This is a genomic window from Ruegeria sp. AL11 (assembly GCF_056540865.1).
Genome location: NZ_JBQFXO010000001.1, coordinates 473,310 through 496,292 on the forward strand (window position 1 = coordinate 473,310; position 22,983 = coordinate 496,292).

Sequence of the window (22,983 nt, forward strand, 5' to 3'; positions counted from 1 at the left end):
AACCTGCGCAGCAGAAGGTAAGGCCATGAGCAGTCAGATAAATCAGCCACAGCTGCGCAGGCGGCATGTGTTTTACATTCCCGGCTACGACCCGATCCCCGCGCGGCGCTATCGCGAGCTGTACCGGACCGAGTCGCAAGCGCAGGCTGAGATTTCGGGATATCAGGTCGCGCTTGCGCCAAGGACGGGCGATGGCCCATTTGGCTGGCATGTTTCATCCGTTCAGGACGGGGTTGAGGTTCAAACGGATATCGAGGTTCTGGTCTGGTCCGATATCGTGCAGGACAGCATGTCGGGCTCAATTCTGGCGACTTACGGGCAGCTTGGTAAGACGGCGTGGACCTATATCTCAACAGGAACATTGAGGAGGCTGCGGCAACTCAGGAAGGGCCCGGTGATTGCAGCGCTTTATCCGGTGGGGATGCTGCTGCTGCAACTTCTCGCCGCTGTTTTCGTCGTGATAGTTGCGGTCACTCTGGTTGGATGGTGGGGACTACTACCGGGTTTGACTTTGGCCTATGGCTTGCTGCGCTGGTTCCGCAAAATCGACAATCGGCTTTTCGCCTACTACCTGATGCATGACTACGCATATTCCGCGCAATTTCAGGGGGAGATTCCGGGCAAACTGCAGCACCGCCTGGATGAGTTCGCGGATTTGATAGAGGCCACGCTAAAAGCGGATGTTGATGAGGTTCTAGTCATCGGCCATAGCTCGGGCGCGCATCTTGGCGTTTCTGTTCTGGGGGATGTTCTGCGCAGACAGGAGGTAGGCTCGAGCCGGACTGCATTGTCGTTTTTGACGCTTGGGCAAGTGGTGCCGATGGTCTCGTTCCTGCCCAAGGCGCAGAAACTCAGGTCGGACCTTCAGTTCCTGTCTACGCAAACCAATTTGACATGGGTGGATGTTTCAGCGCCCGGTGATGGCTGTTCTTTCGCCCTATGTGATCCGGTCGCCGTCAGCGGTGTCGCGGGTCCCGACAAGAAATGGCCTTTGGTCCTCTCCGCCGCGTTTACACAGACGCTGTCGCCCGAGCGATGGAAAGCCCTGCGGTGGAGGTTCTTCCGGCTGCATTTTCAATACCTCTGCGCCTTTGACCGACCGGGAACCTATGATTATTTTCGCATCACTGCGGGACCTCTGACATTGGCAGAACGGTTCAAAGACCGCGCGCCGTCGAACAGCCGGATCGAGACGCCGGTTTCCAAATACACGGATACGAGCCGATGAAGCCGCCCAAGCCGCAGTCTCGCCCGGATCGTGTCTCTCTCTGGCGCTATCTGAAATTGTTCCGACAGGACCTGCTGTCAGCGCAACCTCAGCGGCTCTACCGCGCGTGGATGGCCGAGTTTCGCACGCCGTTTTTCCGGTCCTACATGATCAATCAACCGGATTTGGTGGATGAGGTCCTCAAGAAACGCCCGGATGATTTTCCGAAATCCCATCGTATCAGTGAAGGGCTGCGGCCATTGCTGGGGGAGTCCGTGTTTCTGACCAATGGCGCGGTGTGGAAACGCCAGCGTCGTATCATTGACCCTGCTTTTGAGGGCGGACGGCTGAAGGATACGTTCCCTGCCATGCGCGCGGCTGCGGATGCTTGTGTGGATCGGCTGCGACCTTTGGTGGGAACGCAAGTCGAGTGCGAACAGGTCACTAGCCATGCCGCCGCTGACGTGATTTTCCGAACTCTGTTTTCCGTGCCTATCGAACACGACATCGCCGCACAGGTATTTGACAGGTTCCGAACGTATCAGCGCGAGCAGCCCTTGTTGAACCTGGCCGCTTTTGTGCCGCTCCCGCGCTGGTTGCCCCGATTTCATTCGCGAAAGACTCGTAAGACCGCGCAAGAGATTCGCTCCCTGATTGCCAAACTGACGAAAGATCGGGCTGCGGCGATTGCTGCGCATCGCGCGCCCGATGATCTGGCAACCAAGATCATGACGACACCTGACCTGGAAACCGGCAAGTGTTTTAAACCGGAGGAGATGGTCGATCAGGTTGCGATTTTCTTTCTGGCCGGACACGAAACCAGCGCCTCGGCTTTGGCGTGGACTCTCTATCTGATGGCGCTCTACCCCGAGTGGCAGGAGAAACTCGTCTCGGAAGCGCACGCGCTTGAGGATCGGTCTTTCACAGTGATGTCCAAGCTGAAACTCAGCCGGGATGTGTTCCGCGAGGCCCTGAGGCTCTATCCGCCTGTGCCGATGATGGTCCGGCAGGCTAGCTGCCCTGAGAAGTTTCGCAACAGAGACATTCCAAAAGACTCACAGATCGTGATCAGCCCGTGGCATCTGCATAGGCAGGAGCGGCTGTGGGACAACCCGGATGGTTTCGATCCCAATCGTTGGGGCACGGAAAACGGCAAATCCTGTCAGCGCGAAGCCTACATTCCCTTCTCGACAGGCCCTCGCGTCTGTCCCGGGGCCGGGTTTGCGATGGTCGAGGGGCCCTTGATCCTGTCCACATTGCTGCGCCATTTCAGATTCGAAACAATCCCGGAAAAAATGCCTGTTCCGGTGGCTCATCTGACGGTCAGATCGCAGGATGGTATATGGTTGCGCGTGGTTGAGCGCTAACAAACTACCATCACCCATAACTGTGCTGTATGCGGTGAAGGAAATCGGAATCAGTCTTGAACGGGAAAATACTATGTCCAAAGCAGAACAGCGCGCGCAGATGTCAGATGGAGCAGGCTTTATTGCAGCACTGGATCAAAGCGGCGGATCAACCCCGAAGGCTCTGGCGCTCTATGGTGTGGACGCTGCGCAATACGCCTCGGAAGAGGAGATGTTCGGCGAAATCCAGAACATGCGCGCGCGGATCATCCTGGCGGATGACTTCACCAAGGACAAAGTGATCGGCGCGATCCTGTTCGAACGCACCCTTGGCGAAGAGATCGAAGGTCGCAAGGTCGCCGATTACCTATGGTCCGTCAAAGGGATCGTGCCGTTCCTGAAAATCGACAAGGGTCTGGAAGATACTGCAAACGGTGTGCAGATGATGAAGCCCATCCCGGGGCTGGCCGAGACATTGGCCCAAACGGAAGGCGTGTTTGGCACCAAGGAACGCTCGGTCATTCATGAAGCCAACGCCGAAGGTATCGCCGCCGTTGTTGCCCAGCAATTCGACGTGGCCCGCGTCGTGACCGAAGCTGGCATGGTGCCGATTGTCGAGCCCGAGGTGAACATTAACTCGGAAACCAAGGCCGAGGCCGAGGATATTCTAAAAACCGAAATCCTGAAAAACCTCGACCAACTGGCCGAAGGGCAGGAGGTCATGCTGAAGCTGACCATCCCAAACTCTGCGAACCTCTATGACGAAGTGGCCGATCACCCGCGCGTTCTGCGCGTAGTGGCCCTTTCGGGTGGTTACTCGACCGAGCAGGCCTGTGATCTGCTGGGGCAAAACGGCAAAATGATCGCGTCCTTCTCGCGCGCGCTGACCGAGGGGCTTTCGAAACAGCAATCGGATGCGGAATTCAACGCCGCCCTCGGCAGCAATATCGACAAGATTTTCAAAGCGTCGGCCTAACGCCTAAACCGGTTTGACGAAATCGCGGCGCATCTGTTCCGCTTTTTCTCGGCTGACGCAGCCTATCGCGTGATCATTGATCAGCCCCATCGCCTGCATGAAGGCAAAAACGGTGGTGGGGCCGACAAACTTCCAGCCCCGCTTTTTCAGGTCTTTCGACATTGCGACCGACTCGGCTGAGGTGCTGGCAGTCTGTGGCTCTGGCGGTGAGGTCGGTTCATATCGCCAGACATACGCCGCGAGGGAACCTTCATGCGCCACCAACTCCTGCGTGCGGCGGGCATTGTTGATCACGGCTTCGATCTTGCCGCGATGGCGGATGATACCTGAATCTTGCAAAAGGCGTTCAATATCTGCGTCAGAAAACTCGGCCATCTTGTTGAAATCAAAGTCGCAAAAGGCCCGGCGAAAATTCTCGCGCTTGTTCAGGATCGTGCGCCAGCTGAGGCCGGACTGAAAGCTTTCAAGACACAGTTTTTCGAACAATCGTCGATCATCGGACACAGGGTAACCCCATTCCGTGTCATGATAGTCGAAGAACTCAGGCGCCGCTTGACACCATGCGCATCGGGCGAGGCCATCAGGACCCAAAACGGTTTTGCTCATGAATGTACCTATTTTGTTCTCATCCAGCCTACACTCAAAGCTGAGGCTCTGACAAGCTTCAAAGCTTGTCGCGGTACCAGTTCAGAACGAAAACACGTATGGCCGATGCCAGCCCTGTTTCAGGGTCACGTGCAACATCAATATCTGCCGCCAAAGCATTGATGGGTTGTTGTTTTTCTTCGGCAATATCGCGAAACGCACGCCAGAACTCATCCTCAAGCGAGACTGACGTCCGGTGCCCCTTGAGGGTCAGAGAGCGTTTGACCGGAGGGCCGCTCATTCATCCAGCTCGTGATTGTCCAGATCGCGGTTCTGCTTGTCTTTTTGCAGCTTTACGACCTGTTTTTCGGCCTTGCCGCGCCCGAAGGCGACCGCATTCTGATCCGCGCGGGCCTTTTTCTCGGCCCGCGCTTTCTCTTTCCGATACCGGTTTAAGTTGACCGGCTTACCCATCAGTCTTTCGGGCCGATCATCTGTTCGGGGCGCACGACGGCGTCAAAGGTCTCTTCATCGACAAAGCCCAGCGCGATGGCCTCTTCCTTGAGGGTCGTGCCGTTCTTATGCGCTGTTTTGGCAACCGTAGTGGCGTTGTCATAGCCGATGGTTGGGGCCAGAGCGGTTACCAGCATCAGCGATTCCTTCATCAGCTTGTCGATGCGCGGTTCGTTGGCTTGAATGCCCGATAGCATCCGTTCGGTAAAGCTGTCGGTGGCGTCGCCAAGCAGTTGGATCGACTGCAGAAGGTTGTAGGACATCATAGGGTTATAGACATTCAGCTGGAAATGACCCTGGGAGCCCGCGAACTTAATCGCAGCATCATTGCCCATGACATGTGCGGCAACCTGAGTGAGCGCTTCGGCCTGTGTCGGGTTCACTTTACCAGGCATAATGGAAGACCCTGGCTCGTTTTCAGGCAGAATTAGCTCGCCCAGACCCGAGCGGGGGCCTGAGCCTAGCAAGCGAATGTCGTTAGCAATCTTATAGCAAGACCCGGCGATGGTCGCCAATGCACCCGACAAGAAGACCATGGCGTCATGCGCGGCTAGGGCTTCAAATTTGTTCGGAGCGGTTACAAAGGGCAGGCCAGTAATTTCAGCCATGTTAGCTGCGACGGCTTCGTCCCATCCACCATGGGTGTTCAACCCAGTTCCAACGGCGGTACCACCCTGCGCCAGCTCGTAAATACCGGGCATTGCAGCCTCAACGCGGGTAATGCCCTGACGGATCTGATGGGCGTAAGCTCCGAATTCCTGTTCCAGTGTCAGGGGAGTCGCATCCTGCGTATGAGTGCGTCCGATCTTGATGATGCCCGCAAATTCAGCCGCCTTTTTCTCAAGCGTTTCGGCAAATTTGGTAAGACCGGGCAGCAGCACGTCGCGCACGCTGACCGCAGTTGCGATGTGCATGGCGGTCGGGAATGTGTCGTTCGACGATTGGCCCATGTTGCAGTGATCATTGGGGTGAACCGGGTCTTTCGAGCCGATGACGCCTCCCAGAATCTCGATCGCGCGGTTTGCGATCACTTCATTCGAGTTCATGTTGGACTGTGTGCCCGAGCCGGTCTGCCATACGACCAGAGGGAAATTGTCGTCGAATTTGCCCTCAGTCACCTCACCAGCGGCCTGAATTATCGCGTCCGCGATTTTGGCGTCCAGCTTGCCGGTCGCTTTGTTCTCCATTGCGCAGGCTTTTTTGATCACGCCTAGAGCGCGCACGATGGCTACGGGCTGCTTCTCCCAACCGATGGGGAAGTTCATAATCGAGCGCTGCGTCTGCGCCCCCCAGTACTTGTCAGCGGGAACCTCGAGCGGGCCAAAGCTGTCGGATTCGGTGCGGGTCTGAGACATCGGGTACTCCGTCTGGTATGCAGTTGTATGCCGTTTAGCCAAGGCCGCGCCGCAACGCAATCGGCCAGTTGCGCGCAGCTTAAACTCAACAAAACCCAAGGTATAGGCGCAAGGCGGGTGAAATTGTTCTAATCGCGCGCACGAGCCCCATTGTGCGCGCCTGCCGCTGAGCTACAATATATGTGTGGCCATCGTGGAGGATGAAATGCCAATCTCAGCTCGGATGATCCCGTTGAAAACCATGCTGTTGGCCATGGGGCTGGTCCTGCTGGGCACGCTGGCAAGCGCATCCAGTATCACGCCCTTCGTCGGGGACTACACCGGATCCGCCAATGTTGTCGACGTAGATGGAACTGCGACGCCTCGGGATATGAGCGTTTCGATCCATGAGACCCGCCACGGGTTCAATGTCAGCTGGACCACAACGACCTACAAGCTGGACGGGCGGGTCAAGCAACAGAAATTCTCGGTCGACTTTGTGCCCTCGGACCGGCCCGATGTGTTTTCGGCTGCCATGCAACGGAATGTGTTCGGCCATGAGGTGCCTCTGGACCCAATGAAAGGAGAACCCTTTGTCTGGGGTCGGATTGAAGGGGACACGATGACCGTGTTTTCCCTGTTTATTGATGCGCAGGGCGGCTACGAGTTGCAGCAATATGATCGAACCCTGGCCGAGGGCGGGCTGAATCTGTCGTTCTCGCGCTTCATCAACGGAGACAAATCTCGCGCGGTCGAGACCTTTTTGCAAAAACAATAAACCCCGCGACCGGCGCGGGGTTTGATGGACTACTTGCGGAAGCTGTCCAATGAGACGACGTCGGCGTCGTGATGAACCTCGGGTTCTTCTACCTCGATTGTCTCTTCTACGAACTCCTCTTCCGCGTCGTCATCCTCGGGTCCTTCAAAGCGCAGGCCGAATTCGACGGACGGGTCTACGAACGTTTTGATGGCCGTGTAGGGGATGTAGAGCGGTTCCGGCGCATCGCCGAAGTTCAACGTAATCGCAAAGCCGTTTTCGCCGACCTCGAGGTTTTCGAACCAATGTTGCATCACGATGGTCATCTCTTCGGGATAGCGGTCACGCAGCCAGTCCGCGATGTCGACGCCGTCTTCTCTTGTATCAAACGTGATGAAGAAATGGTGCGCGCCGGGCAGGCCGGTTTCAGACACGCCGGTCAGAACGGTTTTGATCAGCCCGCGCATGGCGGTGTGCATCAGGTTTCCATAGTCGATGTCTTGCGACATGTGTCATCCTCGAAAGTGGTTGCATCCAGCATAGGCGTTTTAGCTGGAAACGAAAGGGCGGGTATCGCCGGATTGATCATAATAGCTGGATAGCGATGCCCGCGACGGCCATCAGTGCCAGAACCGTTGCCATCCCTAATTTTGCTCGAAAAATCAATACCCCAGCGGCGATAGTGAGCGCAGCCGCAGTGAGGTTTAGCGAGTCCCACCCTGGCAGAGGTATCGAGACAGGCCCCCAACTGTATTGCGTGAGCGCACCGAATAGAACGTTCAAGGCGAACCACACGGAGAGGTTGAGAATCACACCTACGACGGCTGCCGTTATGCCATGCAAAGCGGCAGAGAGCCGAGGGCGGGTCGCCAGTTTGTCCAAATACGGAGCGGCCAGAAAGATCCAAAGGAAACACGGGACGAACGTCGCCCATAGCGCAACCGCACCTGCGGCGAAGGCCAGCGAGACCCCTCCGTTGATTTGTCCGGTCAGCATCGCGACGAATTGCGTGACCAGAATCAACGGCCCGGGGGTGGTTTCCGCAAGGCCCAGCGCGTCGATCATCTGGCCGGTGCTGATCCATTGATATTGATCGACCACTGTCTGTGTCATGTAGGCCAAAACAGCGTAGGCCCCGCCAAAGGTCACCACGGCCAGACGGGCGAAGAACCATCCCAAGTCGCTGAGCAATTGATGACCGGACAGGGACAGGAGGACCAATGGTCCGAGCCAGAGCGGCACCCAAATGGCAACCGTGCGTAGGGTGCGGGAAAAACTTGCGCGTGGGGAGGTGTCTTGCTGCGCAACGGGTCCTTTGAAAGACACATAGCCCCATAGCGCGGCGGCCAGAATGATCAGTGGAAAGGGCAGGTTGAACAGGAAGATACCCAGGAACCCGATCCCCGCGATGAGGCGGTGTTCCGTGTCGGTCAATGCCTTTCGTGACAGCTTCAGGAGCGCTTGAAGGACGATCACGATGACCGTGGCCTTGATCCCCAGAAAACCGGCTTGCACAAGGGGCAGGGTGCCGAAGCTCGCATAAAGCAGAACCAGCGCAGCGATCACAACGGCACCCGGCAGAACGAACAGGGTGCCTGCAATCAACCCTCCGGTCACGCCCCGAAGACGCCAGCCCGCATAAGTGGCCAGCTGCATCGCCTCTGGCCCCGGCAGCAACATGCATAGGGAAAGAGCGCGCAAATAGGTTTCCTCGGACAACCAGGCGCGACGGTCTACCAACTCCTGATGCATCAAGGATATCTGCGCCGCAGGGCCGCCGAAGGACAAAAGGCCAATTCTGCCGAAGACCAGAACAAGCTCGCGCACTGAAGGCGTCATGTCACGTTAGCCCAACGGTCAAAATGCGCTCGGACAGCTGGTTTTTTCGATCACGAAGCATGACCCATTTCCCCGCAATGGCGGCCGTGCGCCGAATGCGCTCGGCACGTATGGCCTTAGCTATCGCGTCAGAAACTTGGGGGTCAAGGCGGCTTGGGTGTTCAGCTCCAATCCAGTCGCTGACCGGTCATGCAGACGGGCAGGGTATCCTGCGGAAACTGACCAAGTTGTTCAAAAAACGATATGAAATCGAACTGGTTGTAGGCCTCGACCATCTTTTCGCCTTTGAAGCGGGCCATGACCTGGCCCGTCACCTCCAGCGGGGCACCGTTGTCGGCGCGGAAGGTTTTGACGTGCAGAATGGCGGACACCCAATCCCCGTTTTCGATGATCTTTGGCAGCTCGACCGAGATTTCACCCAGAATATGCCGGAAGGCCATCACAAGATCGCGAAAATCATCGGCCCCAACCTGCATTTCGGGGATCAGCCCCTCGGCCATGGTTTCCGGCGCAAAGTACTGATCAATTGCATCGGTATTCCCTTGTTCCCAAACTTCCGAATACCACGCTTTCAAGATATCTGAGTGGGTCATCCCGGCCCTCCTGTCTGTCTGGGATGACTTTGGACAAAAGAGATGAATAAACTCTGAATCTGAGCCGAAATAAACGCAGACATAAGGTAGGGGAAATGCAGGTTTCTGTTGCCAGGTACCTGCGAACCCCGCCTTACGCGGCTAGGCGCAAGGGCTTAAGTTTCGGTCTTGTTACTGCTTACGCAGCAACTGCAACCGGAGCACGATTGTCGTTTGCAATTGTACTAGTTTCGCCGATAACGGTGGCAGACAGCCGAGACAAAGCTAACCCCTTTAGACGTTCGTCGATCCTATTTCGGCCCCAAAATCCTCAAACGAAGGATGGTTGGTGGAGCCGCCGGGTACCGCCCCCGGGTCCGATCCGCTTATTACGAGCGCGTTTATGTCCATAGTCCCGAAGGACAGAACTTATATAGGTGAGGAGATTTCGGGATGCAAACCCGGAAATGCCCTTAGAGCACTGTAAATCACGGGGTGCGGTTCAGATTTGCGGCGATCAGCCAGACGGCCAGGATCAGTTCAATTCCCCCGAAAATCATGGCCTTAGCAAGTGGTGGATTGTCCAGCAGCACCGACACGAACCGCCCCAAAGCCGCCCCGGCATAGGCTACGCCCAGCATGGCGTATGCCATTGGGTGGTTTAGCCAGATCACGGCGATGCCCGTGACAACGAACAACCCTCCGACCGAGGCGCGCATCTCGCTCAGACCCATGTTGCTGTTCGTCGGGGCCAGATCCAGCGCCGTCGCGGTGTGCAAAGGTGCGAGAAAGCCGAACAGGCCAAAGCCGATGGTCAGCAGAGCCGCGATGACGTTGAGGATATGTACCATGATTGTGCCTTTGTCCGGTTACACCGCGTAGGCGGCGTCAAAGAAGTCTTTCTCCAGCTCGACCGCCCGGTGGAACAGCCGTGTTACTTCGGCTTGCGCCTCTGGCGTCAAGGTGGGCCAGGTCTTGTCGAGCTGCCCGCGCAGATACTCGACCACGCCCTCAAAACCTTCTCCGGCATGTAGCGTGATCCATTCCGCGAACCAGAAGGGTAGGTCGGGTTTCGGCGGATTTTCCGGGCTGGCCCAGCTTAGATAGACCCATTCGGCGACAACCAGAACCGCCAGCATGTTCTCATACCGGCCCGAGGCTGCGGCCTCGGCCATCAGGTCCTGAAAGGCTTTGGTAGCGGGGGTAGGGTCGGTGCTGGGTTGGGTGCCCAGCGCTTCGAGCGAGCGCAGGAAGTAGGTGTTTTCAGGGCCTGTGATCACCGCCAGAAACTGCGCGGCGGGAACGCTGTCGCCCAGGGTGGGCGCGTGTGCAATGGCGCTGGCCAGCAGGCGGACGAAGCCATCGACGAACTGATAGTCCTGTTGCAGATACCAGCGCATCTTGTCCTCGGGCAGGGTGCCGTCTGACAGCTCGCGCGTGAAGGCATGGGTTGTTGCCGCCTGCCAGTCGGCAGCCTTGCCCTGACGCAGCATTTCCGTGGGGCGCGTGTTCTGGGACACTTCGAAAACTCCTAACTTCTTTCAAAGCAGGACAAAGCGGTTTTTCGGAACATGTGCAAGGTGTTCACGCTGCGACTAGATTGCGGACCAAAGCCCCAGCACGCCGACCAAAATCAGGCTGAGTGCCCAGATGAGTTCAAGGTTGAACCAGGTGCGTGAGAGGAATTGCAGCCCAAGCCAGCGATAGACGCCATAGGCCAGAAGACCGCCTCCCAGGATCATTGCCGCCGTATGCAGCGCGGCCACGGCCAGAACCAGCAGGGTGTTTGTTGTCATGATCTGAGAGATGGCCTGATGCCCGGCGTCCAGCTCATCCAGGTTGCACAGGCCCAGATAGATCGGAACCAGCATCAAGGCCGCGCCGTGGGCGAGCGCGACCAGAAAGGACCACAGCGCGAGTTTACTTGGCGGCACGCGTGACAAAAACCGAGGGTGGTTGCGTGTGACGGCAATATACAGCCCCATCGCAATAACGATCAGCGCCGCCCCAATGCGGATTTCGCGTTGGTAGTCGATCAACACAGCCATCATTGCAAATGGCAACAAGACACCCAGCATCGCCAGAAAATGACCGCCCGCAAGCGCGACCAAGGCGCGCCAGAGGGCCGACTGGCGCTGCTCCATCAACGCGGAGGAGACAGCAAGCGGCCAGCCCATTCCGGGATTCAGCCCGTGATAGGCACCGCTGAGAACAACGGCCAGCCAGAGGCCAGCCGTTGATGTCATCAGAAATTCCAACTCAGACCGAAGGGTAGCAGAAACTGTCGGTCGAACAGTCTCCGCCCTCCAACCGGATCTGGTGGCTACGATAGCCTTCGGGGAATTCGACCCAGAATTTGGGATCCAAGGTCAGGCCGCCGTTCTCGCCGACATCGGCTTTGACCATCGCCGCACCGCGCTCGCCGGGATAGAACTGGTCGTCCCAAGTGGAATAGAGCGAGTTGGTCCAGTAGACCCGTTTCCCGTCGCGGCTGATTTCAACCATCTGCGGGCCATAGCCAAAGTCCTGACCGTTCGGATGTTTGGTCTTTTTGACGATACCACCGATTTCAACCTTGCCAGCCAGCGTCGGGTTCATCGGGTCTGAGACATCGTACTGATGCATCTCTCCGGTGCCCCAGCAGGCGACATAGAGGTACTTGTCGTCGAGGCTCAGGTCGATATCCGTCACCAGCGGTGGAACGGCCGAGAACCCTTTCAGCAGGTCCGGCAAGTCATCAGGGTCAGCCGGTTGCGGGTCGATGGTGATGGTTTTCTTGGCCTCAAACGTGCCGTCGTCGTTTCGCCACCATGTGAAGATCGCGCCTTGCAGATTCGTTGTGTCCACAACGACGCCGCAGAACCCATACTGTTTGACCGGATCATGCGCGGGCCGGATCTCCAAAGCCATCTGGTGGTTTTCGCCCAGATCAATGGTTTGGATATTGGTACGGCTGCGCAGGTTCCAGAAATGGATGCTGTGACCATATTTGTTGGACAGCAGATCCTCGGCCACGATTCCGTTCTCAAACTGTGGCGGCAGACCCCATTCAGAACTGACCATGTAGTCGCGAGGCAGGTTCCACCAGAAATCATAGTGCTTGTCTTGCACGCCGCGCTCGATCTCATACCGTCCTATGATCTCGAAGCTTTCGCAATCCATGATGAAGATACCCGGAGGGCCATCGGTCCCGTCCTCTCCGCCGCCACCCAGGGTGCTGACATAGATTCCTTCGGGCCCGCAATGAATGGTGTGAGGGCGAGAATATCCAGTCTTTGCAAAGACTTCCTCGGGTTCGATGATCTTGTGGATCTTGGCCTCAAGCGGGTTCTTCACGTCGATCACATAGATCCGGCTGGAGCGGATGCCCGGAACGATCAGATAGCGCCGCTCCAGAAACGCGTGACCCGTCAGCGGCGACAGCGCCGAAGAGCACGCGTTCCAGCCAAAGTGGTGAAATTCATCGCCTTTTTCCGGCATGATGACCTGATGGACGATCTTTCCATAGTCGTCAGAAGTCGGATCGACATTTACAACCGCGAGCCCGTCTGGTTGCGAAAAATCCGGGCTGAGCATCAGCGTAAAAGCAAGCGTCTCAGTGGGGCCCTCCATCGCCAGTTTGGCCGATGGGTAAAAGGTTGGGTCCGGTCTTGTATTCATAACATCCTCCCGTAAGTCATTGATCTTCAATTCGTTCTGAGAGTTCCGGTCTTGACGCCGGGTGACATCCTGCCTGCTCGTGCTTCCTTTCTGCCTGTTGGTCTGCGTCAGATTTCGGGCCTGAGTGTCAGGCGGTTTTACGTTTGCGCTCGGCCACATCTCGGGCCAGTTGGCGTGTATAGGTTTCAAGTTCGATCAGCGTCGCGTCCACTGATGGCGCATCGCGCGCCTCAAGCGCGTCGGCGATCTTGGTGTGCAGCGCAATGATCTCTTCGCGCGAGCGCGCGGTGAAGGTGATCATGTTCATCAGCGGCTGCATGGCCTCGACCGCACCCGCCAGTTGATAGGACAGCACTGGATTGTCAGCGCCATCGACCAGCGCGCGGTGAAAGGCGACGTCCGAGGCGCAGAAGGCCTCATCTGTCAGGCCCGGCTGAGCCTGACGGAAGATCTCGGCCCGCATTGTTGCCAGTTGATCCGCAGTGCGGCGTTCGGCCGACAAAGCCGCGCAGGCGCGCTCCAGAGCATATCGCGCTTCACAGGCCGTATCGAAACTGACGGCGTTCATCGACAGAAGCAGGGTCGAGGTGGTGATTTGCTGCGAATAGGCGTCCTCAAAGCTGATCCGGTTCACAAAGGCCCCGCCGGTTGCACCGCGTTGGGTGCGGATCAGGGACTGAGCAGCCAAGCGCTTCAGGGCCTCTCGAACCGTTGGTCGCGACACCTGGAACTGATCCGCAAGTTCTGACTCAGAGGGCAGGCGCTCATCCACGATCAATTCGCCGGACACAATCGCGTTCCGAATGGCCTGTGCGATCTGTGCAGAGAGGTCTGCGGGATTGGCGGGGTCTATCTTCATTTGTGGCCAGTCTGAAAATTTTATTTGTCTGACATTTAAAAGTCTGACATTTGAAAAGCAAGAGAGTTGAGTCGGAGGATCACATGAGTCGCGCATTATTCCGCAGCGGAATGTGGCTGGCGTTCTATGCTGTGATCCTGTGGGCGTGGTGGGTCATGTTCTCGATGAGCCGAGACATGGACCTCGACTGGATTGGTCGGCCGGGGCCGATGGGGCAGGCTATGGCGGCGATGGACCCGCGCATGGATATGTATATGCCCATGGCTGAATTCGGACCTTTGTTCTGGATGTGGGCGATCATGATGGCGGCGATGATGTTGCCGACGCTGGTGCCGACGCTCCGCAGCTATGACGACCTGATCCGCAGCGCCAATGGTACGCGGGCTGGATGGCTGGGCGTTCTGGCCGGGTATTTCATCGTCTGGGTCGGATTTGCGGCGCTCATTGCAGGTGTGCAACTCGCCCTGCTGTTCGATGGGTTTGTCGATATGCTGGGCATCGCCAAGTCCCATTGGGTGGCCGGAGGGCTGCTGATCGTGGTCGGCGCCTTCCAGTTCACTCGCGCGAAAGAGGTCTGCCACGGCGTTTGTCACGCCCCAATGACGTATTTCCTGGGCCATTGGAAAACCGGCTTTGCGGGCGGTGTGAGAATGGGGCTGGGGCTCGGCGCGTTTTGCGCCGGTTGCTGCTGGGGCTTCATGGCGCTTGGCTTTGTTGGTGGCGTCATGAGCCTTTTGTGGATGGGTCTGGCGACCCTGTTCATGGTTTTGGAAAAACTCCCCCAGATCGGGCATGCTGTGACCCGACCCATGGGGTTCATACTGATTGCAGGCGGTGTTGTGCTGCTGATCTATCCCTTTGCTTACGGAGGATAAGCTGATGGCGAAAAACAGAAAACCCGAGGCCGACCGGCTTCCGATTAGTCAGCGGATCGACAGCCGTATGCCCAACCCCAAACGGCGTGAGATGAGCCCGACGGATTGGTCCATCAAGGGCGAGCTGATCCTGAACTGCTCATGCGATGTGTTCTGCCCCTGCGTGGTCTCACTGGGCGCGCACCCTCCGACCGAGGGCCACTGCCACGCCTGGATGGGCGTGATCATCGACGAAGGGCATTACGAGGGCGAGGATCTGTCGGGCCTGAATGTTGGTCTTCTGGTCGATATACCGGGCCGCATGGGCGAGGGGCAGTGGAAAGTCGCCGCCTATGTCGATGAACGCGCCAGCGGCAAGGCCTATAATGGGCTGCTGCAGATCTTCAGCGGTCAGGCCGGCGGCACCACTGGCCTGTTCACGATGCTTGTGAGTGAGATCATCGGGGCCGAGCGTGCTCCGGTCCAGATCGAACGGGACGGCAACAAGCGCAGGATTGCGATCGGTCGTAAAATCCAAGGCGAGATTGAGATGCTGGGCGGTAAAGACCCTGAGCATCCGGTGATGGTGTCGAACTCCAAATACTGGATGGGGCCGGACATCATCGTGGCACGCGGAAACAAATCGAAAGTGCGCGATTATGGGCGCGTCTGGGATTTCGGTGGTAAATCAGCCGAGATCTGCCCGATCGACTGGCATGGGCCCAAGTGATGATCACCGGAGCCTACGCAAGGGAAATGGCACGCTACAACCACTGGCAAAACAGCCAGTTGGCGGAATTTCTTCAAGCACTGTCGCCCGAGGAACTGATGCAGGAACGCGGCGCGTTTTTCGGCTCGATTATGGGTACGGCGAACCACTTGCTATGGGGCGACTGGATCTGGATGTCACGCTTTGACAAAGGGCCGGGGCCGGAGAGTAATATCCACCGACCCGGAGGCGGCATCCACGAAAGCGTGCATCTTTGCCCTGATCTCGACAGCTGGCTGGCTCTGCGCGTGGCTATGGATGACCGGATCTCGGATTGGGCGGATACGCTTGGCAATGAAGTACTGTCGGGTCCTTTCACTTGGTACTCGGCCGCAAAAGAGGCTGATGTTACTTTGCCTTACGCGCAATGCGTGATGCATTTCTTCAACCATCAAACCCATCATCGTGGACAACTACACAAAATGCTGACCGAAGCCGGTTCCGAGGCCCCGGTCAGCGATCTTTGCTTCATGCCAAAGGAGGGCTGAATGCCGCAAATATCCCTGTCTCGTCGCCTGCGTCGCACGCCGTTTTCCGAAGGCGTCGAAGCCGCTGGTGTCAAAGGCTACACGGTTTACAACCGGATGTTGTTGCCGACGGTCTTTGAAAGTGTCGAGGCCGACTACCATCACCTGAAGAAGAACGTTCAGGTCTGGGACGTCTCCTGCGAACGTCAGGTTGAACTGCGCGGGCCGGATGCTGCGCGTCTGATGCAGATGCTGACACCGCGTGACCTGCGCGGGATGCTGCCCGGACAGTGCTTCTACGTGCCGATTGTGGACGAAACCGGCGGGATGTTGAACGATCCCGTAGCCGTGAAGCTTTCTGAAGACCGCTGGTGGATCTCTATCGCCGACAGCGATTTGTTGCTATGGGTCAAAGGGTTGGCCAACGGATATCGCCTGGATGTGCTGGTTGATGAGCCGGACGTGTCGCCCTTGGGCGTTCAGGGGCCAAAAGCAGATGAGCTGATGGCGCGCGTATTCGGAGACCGTGTACGTGATATTCGTTTCTTCAAGTTCGACATGTTCGAATTCGAAGGGCGCGATCTTGCGGTTGCCCGCTCGGGCTACTCCAAGCAAGGTGGGTTCGAGATCTATGTCGAGGGCAGCGACATCGGTATGCCTCTGTGGAACGCTCTGTTCTCGGCGGGCGAAGACCTGGACGTGCGAGCGGGGTGTCCCAACCTGATCGAGCGGATCGAGGGAGGGTTGTTGTCCTACGGCAATGATATGACCGATGACAACACACCGCATGAATGTGGGCTGGGCAAGTTCTGCAATACGCATACCGCCATCGGCTGCGTGGGCCGGGATGCGTTGTTGCGTGTGGCCAAAGAAGGTCCGGTGCAACAGATACGTCCGATTGCGATCGACGGAGATGCGGTGCTGCCTTGTGTCCAGCCGTGGCCTGTCTTTGCGGACGGAAAGCAGGTGGGTCAGGTGACGTCTTCTGCCTGGTCTCCGGATTTCTCGACCAATGTTTCGATTGGTATGGTCAAATTGAGCCATTGGGACGCCGGAACCAAGGTCGAAGTTGAAACGCCTGACGGTATGCGAGGCGCGACGGTGCAGGGGCAGTTTTGGATCTAGCGGAGGCAGGGGGCTCTGCCCCCGTCGCTGCGCGACTCCCCCGAGATATTTTGGGCCAGGTGAAGGATTGGGCTGGCCGTCAAAAATGAAAGGATAGCAATATGTTCAATGCTTTGGTTATGGAAAAGGATGAAGAAAGCGGTCTGGCAAGTCCCTCGGTCAAGCAACTCTCGCTTGAGGATTTGCCTGACGGAGAGGTGACGGTTGCTGTTGAGTATTCGACGGTGAACTACAAGGACGGTTTGTGCCTGTCGGCCAAGGGCGGCGGTCTGGTGCGCAACTACCCGCACATTCCCGGTATCGACTATGCAGGAACGGTCGAGGCGTCCTCGGACGACCGCTACAAGCCGGGTGACAAGGTGGTTCTGACCGGTTGGCGTGTGGGTGAGGCCCATTGGGGTGGCTATTCGCAGAAGGCCAACGCTCGGGCCGATTGGTTGGTGCCGTTGCCGGATGGGCTGGACGCGCGGCAGGCGATGGCCGTTGGAACGGCTGGGTTCACGGCCATGTTGGCGGTCATGGCTCTGGAGGATCACGGGTTGACGCCGGATCGTGGGCCTGTGCTGGTGACTGGTGCTGCAGGCGGCGTTGGTTCAGTGGCGACGGCCATTCTGGGCAAGCTGGGCTATGAGGTCGCGGCTGTGACCGGTCGCCCTGAGACCGGAGACTACCTGAAATCGCTTGGCGCCACGACCATCGTGCCGCGTGAAGAGCTGAACGAGACTACGAAGCGCCCGCTGGAAAGCGAAACTTGGGCGGGCTGTGTCGATGCCGTTGGCGGTGACATGCTGGCGCGCGTTTTGGGGCAGATGAAGTATGGCTGCTCGGTCGCCGCAGTCGGTCTTGCTGGCGGAGCGGGGTTGCCTGCAACAGTGATTCCCTTCCTGCTGCGCGGTGTGAACCTTCTGGGGATCGATAGCGTGATGCAGCCTTATGACAACCGCCTGCGGGCTTGGCAGCGCATCGCGACCGACCTGCCAATGGACAAGCTGGAGGCCATGGTGCATCCGGCAGCTCTGTCCGATTTGCCGCAACTGGGTGCGGATATTCTGAAAGGTCAGGTCAAGGGCCGCGTTGTCGTCGACGTAAACGCCTGATCCAAGAAAATAGCCGGGGCAGAACTGCCCTGGCTTAACCTTCTGGGCGGCAAAAGGACCGAAACAGTTCTGGTCATTGCCACAATTCATGCTCATGATTGCTATACATCCCAAATGTGATGGCTTAAGACCCATCCAAACAGCACTTGAAGACGGGGAGTGAGCAGCATGTCTGACGACTTCGAACTGGACACCGACGATCTGAAACGCCGCATGGACGGCGCTATGTCCAATCTCAAAACTGAATTTGCCTCTCTGCGCACCGGGCGGGCCTCGGCCTCGATGCTGGAGCCGGTGATGGTGGATGCCTATGGCTCGATGACGCCGATCAACCAGGTTGGCACGGTCAATGTGCCTGAACCTCGGATGGTGACGGTGAATGTCTGGGACAAGGGCCTTGTGGGCAAAGTGGAAAAGGCGATCCGTGAAAGCGGGCTGGGTATCAATCCACAGCTGAACGGCACAATCATCATGCTGCCGATCCCGGAACTGAACGAAGAGCGCCGCCGCGAGTTGGGCAAAGTTGCCGGGCAATATGCCGAAAGCGCGCGGGTTTCGATCCGCAACGTGCGCCGGGACGGTATGGATCAGATCAAGAAAGCGAAATCGGACGGAATGTCCGAAGATGACCAGAAGTTCTGGGAGAGCGAAGTTCAGGATCTGACCGACACGATGATCAAAGCTGTTGATGCCGCGCTTGAGAACAAGCAGTCGGAAATCATGCAGGTCTGAGCCGGTACTGATGCCCAAGGATCCACATACGGACGTGCAGGCTGGCCCAAAGCATGTCGCGATTATCATGGATGGCAATGGTCGGTGGGCGCAGGCGCGTGGCCGCCCTCGGCTTTTTGGTCACCACGCAGGTGCGCGGCGCGTACGTGAGGTGGTCGAGGCCTGTCCGGGGTTGGGCATCAAATACCTAACCGTTTTTGCGTTTTCGACGGAAAACTGGAAGCGGACTCAGGTCGAAGTGGCTGGCCTCATGAGCCTGTTTCGGCGCTACATCATCAAGGAAACCCGCACTCTGGCCGAGAACGGCATTCGCGTACGCTTTATCGGCGATCGGGTCCGTTTGGATGCCAAGCTGATCGATCTGATGGATTCGCTGGAAGAGGCGACGAAGGACAACGATTTGGTCCATTTGACCGTTGCGTTGAACTATGGCGGCCGAGATGAGGTGGCGCGGGCCACGAAACGTCTTGCACGGGATGTGGCCGAAGGGCAGCTAAAGCCCGAGGATGTGGATGAAGAGACCCTCCCCAAGTATCTGGATACGCGCGTTCTTCCTGATCCCGATCTGGTCATTCGCACCAGCGGAGAGGCGCGGATTTCGAACTTTCTCCTCTGGCAGTCTGCCTATTCCGAATACGAGTTTATCGACACGCTCTGGCCGGATTTCACCGCCGCCGAGTTGGAGCGTCTGTGCCGCAACTACGGCTCGCGCGAGCGGCGTTTCGGAGCGGTTCTGGCATGAGCGAAGGCCGATGGTCTGATCTGACCGCACGGATTCTGTCCGCAGTCGTTTTGGTCGCAATCGGCGCGGTCGAGGTATGGCTGGGCGGGTTGTGGTTTGAAAGCTTCATCGCGGTTGCCTGCGGTTTGATGACCTGGGAGCTGGTACGCATGATCGAACCGCAGCGCGGAGGCTTGGCCATGCAACTCGGTATTCTGACCGGGGTTGCGGTGATCATCAGCTATCACGTGCCGCCGCTCTATAAGTTGCCGTTTCTGGTGGCTCCGGCGCTGGTCGGGGCAGGGCAGGTCACCTGTTCGCGCGGCTTGTACTTTCTGTTTGCCTTGTGGATCGCGGGCGCTGGTCTGGGGTTCATTTCCATTCGTGAAAACATGGGCTTCGGTTGGATGGTCTGGCTGATCGCGGTCGTCGTGGCCACGGATGTTGCTGGGTATTTCGTGGGCAAGGCAATTGGTGGCCCGAAATTCTGGCCCAAGGTCAGCCCCAAGAAGACATGGTCGGGCACAGCTGGTGGCTGGGTCGCGGCGGGCCTGATTGGCGTGGGTTTCGCACTGCATGGCGGATTTGGAGTGCTGTTCGTTCTGGTCTCAGTTATGGCGTCCATGGCCAGCCAGGCGGGCGATATCGTTGAAAGCGCGGTCAAACGGAAATTCGGCGTCAAGGACAGCTCGAACCTCATACCGGGGCATGGCGGCTTTCTCGACCGGTTTGACGGCATGATGGGTGCGGCGTTGTTTGTGCTGATCGCAGGGCTGGTTTACGCACCCGGAGAGATGTGATGCGCAAAGTCTCAATCCTTGGGGCGACCGGATCGGTTGGTCAGAATGCGATTGACCTTATTGCGCGCGATATCGAAGCCTATGATGTGGTCGCCCTGACAGGTGGCTCGAATATCCGACAACTGGCCGAGGATGCCCGACGGCTTGGCGCGAAACTCGCTGTCACCGCGTTTGAGGACCGATTGCAGGACCTGCGTGATGCGTTGCAGGGCAGCGGGATCGAGGTGGCGGCGGGTCAGAGCGCGATCGTTGAGGCCGCCGCGCGCCCGGCGGACTGGGTGCTATCCGCGATCGTTGGCGCCGCCGGTCTCGCGCCTGGTATTGAGGCGTTAAAACAGGGCGCAACGCTGGCGCTTGCCAATAAAGAGACTCTGGTCTGTGCGGGCGCCCTTGTGTTGCAGACGGCCCGTGAAAACGATGCGCGTGTACTGCCCGTCGACAGTGAGCATTCAGCGGTGTTTCAGGCATTGGTCGGTGAGGATATGGATGCGGTCGAGCGCGTTATCATCACCGCAAGCGGCGGAGCGTTCCGGGATTGGCCGCTCGAGGATTTGGCGTCCGCGACCGTTACGCAGGCCTCAAGCCATCCGAACTGGGACATGGGGCAGCGGATCACGATTGATAGCGCATCCATGTTCAATAAAGCGCTTGAAGTCATTGAAACCCGAGAGTTCTTTGGCGTCGATCCGGACCAGATCGAGGTATTGGTTCATCCAGAATCCATTGTTCATGCGATGGTCGGGTTTCGGGACGGGGCGCTGATGGCACATCTGGGCCCGCCTGATATGCGGCATGCAATTGGTTATGCTCTGCACTGGCCCGAACGCCGCAATCTGCCGGTTGAGCGGCTGGATCTGGCGCAACTCAGCCAGTTACGCTTTTCCCATCCCGACCAGAACCGCTATCCTGCGCTGAAACTGGCCCGAGACGTGATGGCGCGCGGCGGCCTTTCGGGGGCGGTTTTGAACGCCGCGAAAGAACGTGCTTTGGATCACTTCATCGAAGGTCGGATCGGTTTCACGACCATGGCGGAGGTCGTGTCACGCGTTCTGGACCTGTTTGATGCCGAGGATGGCCTTATTAACGCCCCTTTGACCCTTGATAACGTACAGCAAACGGACCATCTCGCACGGCAGTGGGCGGATGAAACCGTGATCAAACGAGCAGGATAGAGTTTTGGACGTACTTTCGCTGATCCCTCAGTTCGGAAATTTGCTCTGGACGATTGTGGCCTTTGTGATTGCCTTGTCCGTGATCGTCGCGGTTCACGAATACGGGCATTACATCGTCGGCCGCTGGTCTGGCATTCATGCCGAAGTGTTCTCGATTGGGTTCGGACCTGTTCTGTGGAGCCGCGTGGACAAACGCGGCACGCGGTGGCAGATCGCGTTGTTGCCCTTTGGCGGCTACGTGAAATTCCTTGGTGATGCCAATGCAGCCTCAGGCAAGGATGAAGAGGCGATGGGTGACATCGCGCAGCAGCAGCCGGAATATCTGCGCCACACCATGCACGGAGCACCCCTGTGGGCGAGAACAGCCACTGTGGCGGCAGGGCCGGTGTTCAATTTCGTCATGTCGATTCTGGTCTTTGGCCTGATCTTCTGGTCTCAGGGCGTCACGCGTGAGCCGCTGACGGTTGGAGAACTGAAGCCGCTGCCGGGAACAGAGCAGGGGCTGCAGGAGGGCGATGAGATTCTGGCGATTGCCGGGATTGAAGTCCCTGATTTCGACGAAGAAGGCGCGTGGAGCGACTTCACCGATGCGCTGCCGGTCGAGCCGGTGCTAGACTATACAGTCCTGCGCGATGGCGAAACGCTGGATGTCTCAGCCCCTTGGCTGTTCCCGCCGCTGATTCAGCAGGTCACACCGCGCAGTGCGGCGTTTGATATCCAACTGGAAGGGGGCGACGTCATCACCTCGGTCGATGGAGATCCGATCTTTGCCTTCGAGCAGTTGAAAGAACATGTCGAAGGCTCGGACGGTCGCGTGTTGTTGTTGAACGTCTGGCGTGAAGGGGCGGAGCTTGAATTCGCGCTTGCTCCGCGTCGAACCGATGAGCCTCAGCCGGATGGCGGGTTCGTCACCCATTGGCGGATCGGGATCGTTGGCGGTATGATGCTGCAACCCGCGACCGAGCCTGCGGGGCTTTGGGATTCGCTGGTTGGTGGCGTGGGTCAGACCGGGCGCATCATCGAAGGTTCTTTGTCCGGCATGTGGCACATGATTACCGGTGCGATCAGCACCTGTAACATCTCGGGTCCGATCGGTATCGCCGAGACCTCAGGCGCTATGGCCAGCCAGGGCGCTCAAAACTTCATCTTCTTCATCGCGGTGCTGTCAACGGCCGTGGGTCTTCTGAACCTTTTCCCGATCCCGGCGTTGGACGGAGGGCACCTCGTGTTCTACGCCTATGAGGCGGTCTCGGGCAAACCGCCCAGCGACAAAGCCCTGCGGATTTTGATGACCCTCGGGATTGCGGTAGTTCTCAGCCTCATGGTCTTCTCGGTCAGTAACGATCTATTTTGCTGATTGTGGCGCAAGCGGCGCAATCGCGCCGCATTGATGCCTCATTTCGGAGGTAAAAAATAGCCGCTGAAAATGAGGCGGCCATGACCAAAGCTATTCAAAAATCCTATCAGAGTGTCAGCGTCCTGTTTGTTCTGAACTGGGATGTGCTTTTGTGCTTTGGTCTGACGGCGCTGGCGCTTGCTGGCGGCGCGTATCTCGCCGGTCTCTGATTCCCCAAAACCCTATAAGAATTCGTGTCAGG

Annotated in this window: 27 protein-coding genes and 1 other RNA gene; 15 read left to right on the forward strand and 13 right to left on the reverse strand. The window is 57.9% G+C overall.

Features of this window, described 5'->3' with window-relative positions; genetic code table 11:
* Positions 1-25 precede the first annotated feature (25 nt).
* The 3 genes from ACR0IP_RS02345 (at position 26) to ACR0IP_RS02355 (ending at position 3,529) form a co-directional block, all read left to right on the forward strand.
* The gene (locus ACR0IP_RS02345; protein WP_480523566.1) at positions 26-1,228 is read left to right on the forward strand and encodes a hypothetical protein; all 1,203 of its coding nucleotides are present in this window, start codon (positions 26-28) and stop codon (positions 1,226-1,228) included.
* On the forward strand, positions 1,225-2,574 hold the full coding sequence (locus tag ACR0IP_RS02350; protein WP_480523568.1) for a cytochrome P450: 1,350 nt from the start codon (positions 1,225-1,227) through the stop codon (positions 2,572-2,574). Before ACR0IP_RS02345 ends, ACR0IP_RS02350 begins: the two co-directional genes overlap by 4 nt.
* A 73-nt stretch (positions 2,575-2,647) precedes the next feature.
* Positions 2,648-3,529: a fructose bisphosphate aldolase gene (locus tag ACR0IP_RS02355; protein WP_170641703.1), complete on the forward strand. Its 882-nt coding sequence runs from the start codon at positions 2,648-2,650 to the stop codon at positions 3,527-3,529.
* Positions 3,530-3,532: 3 nt separating this feature from the next.
* Here the strand turns inward: ACR0IP_RS02355 and ACR0IP_RS02360 are convergent, their stop codons facing one another.
* The 4 genes from ACR0IP_RS02360 to fumC are packed head-to-tail and all read right to left on the reverse strand — an operon-like array spanning position 3,533 to position 5,982.
* Positions 3,533-4,135 carry a DNA-3-methyladenine glycosylase I gene (locus ACR0IP_RS02360; RefSeq protein ID WP_480523570.1) on the reverse strand — a complete coding sequence of 201 codons (603 nt, stop codon included), beginning with the start codon at positions 4,133-4,135 and terminating at the stop codon, positions 3,533-3,535.
* Positions 4,136-4,193: 58 nt separating this feature from the next.
* Entirely contained in the window at positions 4,194-4,415 is a 222-nt protein-coding gene (locus ACR0IP_RS02365; protein WP_170466824.1) for a ribbon-helix-helix domain-containing protein, read from the reverse strand.
* A complete protein-coding gene (locus ACR0IP_RS02370; RefSeq protein ID WP_480523572.1) occupies positions 4,412-4,588 on the reverse strand; it encodes a DUF4169 family protein in 177 nt (58 codons plus the stop codon). The genes ACR0IP_RS02365 and ACR0IP_RS02370 overlap by 4 nt, the downstream gene beginning before the upstream one ends.
* A complete protein-coding gene (gene fumC / locus ACR0IP_RS02375; RefSeq protein WP_480523574.1) occupies positions 4,588-5,982 on the reverse strand; it encodes a class II fumarate hydratase in 1,395 nt (464 codons plus the stop codon). The genes ACR0IP_RS02370 and fumC overlap by 1 nt, the downstream gene beginning before the upstream one ends.
* 241 nt (positions 5,983-6,223) lie before the next feature.
* Here fumC and ACR0IP_RS02380 point away from each other — a divergent pair, with 241 nt between their 5' ends.
* Entirely contained in the window at positions 6,224-6,739 is a 516-nt protein-coding gene (locus ACR0IP_RS02380; protein ID WP_480523858.1) for a hypothetical protein, read from the forward strand.
* Positions 6,740-6,768: 29 nt separating this feature from the next.
* Here the strand turns inward: ACR0IP_RS02380 and ACR0IP_RS02385 are convergent, their stop codons facing one another.
* The 9 genes from ACR0IP_RS02385 to ACR0IP_RS02425 form a co-directional block, all read right to left on the reverse strand.
* The gene (locus ACR0IP_RS02385; protein ID WP_170466831.1) at positions 6,769-7,227 is read right to left on the reverse strand and encodes an SspB family protein; all 459 of its coding nucleotides are present in this window, start codon (positions 7,225-7,227) and stop codon (positions 6,769-6,771) included.
* Positions 7,228-7,303: 76 nt separating this feature from the next.
* On the reverse strand, positions 7,304-8,557 hold the full coding sequence (gene chrA / locus ACR0IP_RS02390) for a chromate efflux transporter (protein WP_480523576.1): 1,254 nt from the start codon (positions 8,555-8,557) through the stop codon (positions 7,304-7,306).
* A gap of 161 nt (positions 8,558-8,718) precedes the next feature.
* Positions 8,719-9,150: an ester cyclase gene (locus ACR0IP_RS02395; RefSeq protein ID WP_170688703.1), complete on the reverse strand. Its 432-nt coding sequence runs from the start codon at positions 9,148-9,150 to the stop codon at positions 8,719-8,721.
* Between the two features lie 94 nt (positions 9,151-9,244).
* Positions 9,245-9,592, reverse strand: a transfer-messenger RNA (tmRNA) gene (gene ssrA, locus ACR0IP_RS02400).
* 25 nt (positions 9,593-9,617) lie between these two features.
* Positions 9,618-9,980 (reverse strand): DUF4345 family protein, encoded by a 363-nt coding sequence (locus ACR0IP_RS02405; protein ID WP_170665087.1) that lies wholly within the window; start codon positions 9,978-9,980, stop codon positions 9,618-9,620.
* Positions 9,981-9,998: 18 nt separating this feature from the next.
* Positions 9,999-10,649 (reverse strand): TenA family protein, encoded by a 651-nt coding sequence (locus tag ACR0IP_RS02410; RefSeq protein WP_480523579.1) that lies wholly within the window; start codon positions 10,647-10,649, stop codon positions 9,999-10,001.
* A 75-nt stretch (positions 10,650-10,724) separates the two neighbouring features.
* On the reverse strand, positions 10,725-11,375 hold the full coding sequence (locus ACR0IP_RS02415; RefSeq protein ID WP_480523581.1) for a hypothetical protein: 651 nt from the start codon (positions 11,373-11,375) through the stop codon (positions 10,725-10,727).
* Positions 11,376-11,388: 13 nt separating this feature from the next.
* Entirely contained in the window at positions 11,389-12,789 is a 1,401-nt protein-coding gene (locus ACR0IP_RS02420) for a selenium-binding protein SBP56-related protein (protein ID WP_170688702.1), read from the reverse strand.
* A 127-nt stretch (positions 12,790-12,916) separates the two neighbouring features.
* Positions 12,917-13,648, reverse strand: coding sequence for a FadR/GntR family transcriptional regulator (locus ACR0IP_RS02425; protein WP_480523583.1), 732 nt, complete (start codon positions 13,646-13,648; stop codon positions 12,917-12,919).
* A gap of 83 nt (positions 13,649-13,731) precedes the next feature.
* On the opposite strand from ACR0IP_RS02425, the gene ACR0IP_RS02430 reads away from it, so the two are divergent.
* The 11 genes from ACR0IP_RS02430 to ACR0IP_RS02480 all read left to right on the forward strand — a co-directional run bounded on the left by ACR0IP_RS02430 (position 13,732) and on the right by ACR0IP_RS02480 (position 22,951).
* Entirely contained in the window at positions 13,732-14,523 is a 792-nt protein-coding gene (locus ACR0IP_RS02430) for a DUF2182 domain-containing protein (protein ID WP_480523585.1), read from the forward strand.
* A 4-nt stretch (positions 14,524-14,527) separates the two neighbouring features.
* Positions 14,528-15,232, forward strand: coding sequence for a DUF1326 domain-containing protein (locus tag ACR0IP_RS02435; RefSeq protein WP_170458301.1), 705 nt, complete (start codon positions 14,528-14,530; stop codon positions 15,230-15,232).
* Between the two features lie 26 nt (positions 15,233-15,258).
* The gene (locus ACR0IP_RS02440) at positions 15,259-15,759 is read left to right on the forward strand and encodes a DinB family protein (protein WP_480523587.1); all 501 of its coding nucleotides are present in this window, start codon (positions 15,259-15,261) and stop codon (positions 15,757-15,759) included.
* On the forward strand, positions 15,760-16,863 hold the full coding sequence (locus ACR0IP_RS02445) for a dimethylsulfoniopropionate demethylase (RefSeq protein WP_480523589.1): 1,104 nt from the start codon (positions 15,760-15,762) through the stop codon (positions 16,861-16,863).
* Positions 16,864-16,964: 101 nt separating this feature from the next.
* Positions 16,965-17,960, forward strand: coding sequence for an acryloyl-CoA reductase (gene acuI / locus ACR0IP_RS02450; RefSeq protein ID WP_170487026.1), 996 nt, complete (start codon positions 16,965-16,967; stop codon positions 17,958-17,960).
* A gap of 168 nt (positions 17,961-18,128) precedes the next feature.
* A complete protein-coding gene (gene frr / locus ACR0IP_RS02455; RefSeq protein WP_480523591.1) occupies positions 18,129-18,692 on the forward strand; it encodes a ribosome recycling factor in 564 nt (187 codons plus the stop codon).
* A 10-nt stretch (positions 18,693-18,702) separates the two neighbouring features.
* A complete protein-coding gene (locus tag ACR0IP_RS02460) occupies positions 18,703-19,434 on the forward strand; it encodes an isoprenyl transferase (RefSeq protein ID WP_480523593.1) in 732 nt (243 codons plus the stop codon).
* On the forward strand, positions 19,431-20,213 hold the full coding sequence (locus tag ACR0IP_RS02465; RefSeq protein WP_170688696.1) for a phosphatidate cytidylyltransferase: 783 nt from the start codon (positions 19,431-19,433) through the stop codon (positions 20,211-20,213). Before ACR0IP_RS02460 ends, ACR0IP_RS02465 begins: the two co-directional genes overlap by 4 nt.
* The gene (gene dxr / locus ACR0IP_RS02470) at positions 20,213-21,385 is read left to right on the forward strand and encodes a 1-deoxy-D-xylulose-5-phosphate reductoisomerase (protein WP_170688695.1); all 1,173 of its coding nucleotides are present in this window, start codon (positions 20,213-20,215) and stop codon (positions 21,383-21,385) included. The genes ACR0IP_RS02465 and dxr overlap by 1 nt, the downstream gene beginning before the upstream one ends.
* A gap of 4 nt (positions 21,386-21,389) precedes the next feature.
* Positions 21,390-22,742: an RIP metalloprotease RseP gene (gene rseP / locus ACR0IP_RS02475; protein WP_170688694.1), complete on the forward strand. Its 1,353-nt coding sequence runs from the start codon at positions 21,390-21,392 to the stop codon at positions 22,740-22,742.
* Positions 22,743-22,822: 80 nt separating this feature from the next.
* Entirely contained in the window at positions 22,823-22,951 is a 129-nt protein-coding gene (locus ACR0IP_RS02480) for a hypothetical protein (RefSeq protein ID WP_419737989.1), read from the forward strand.
* The last annotated feature ends 32 nt before the right edge of the window (positions 22,952-22,983 follow it).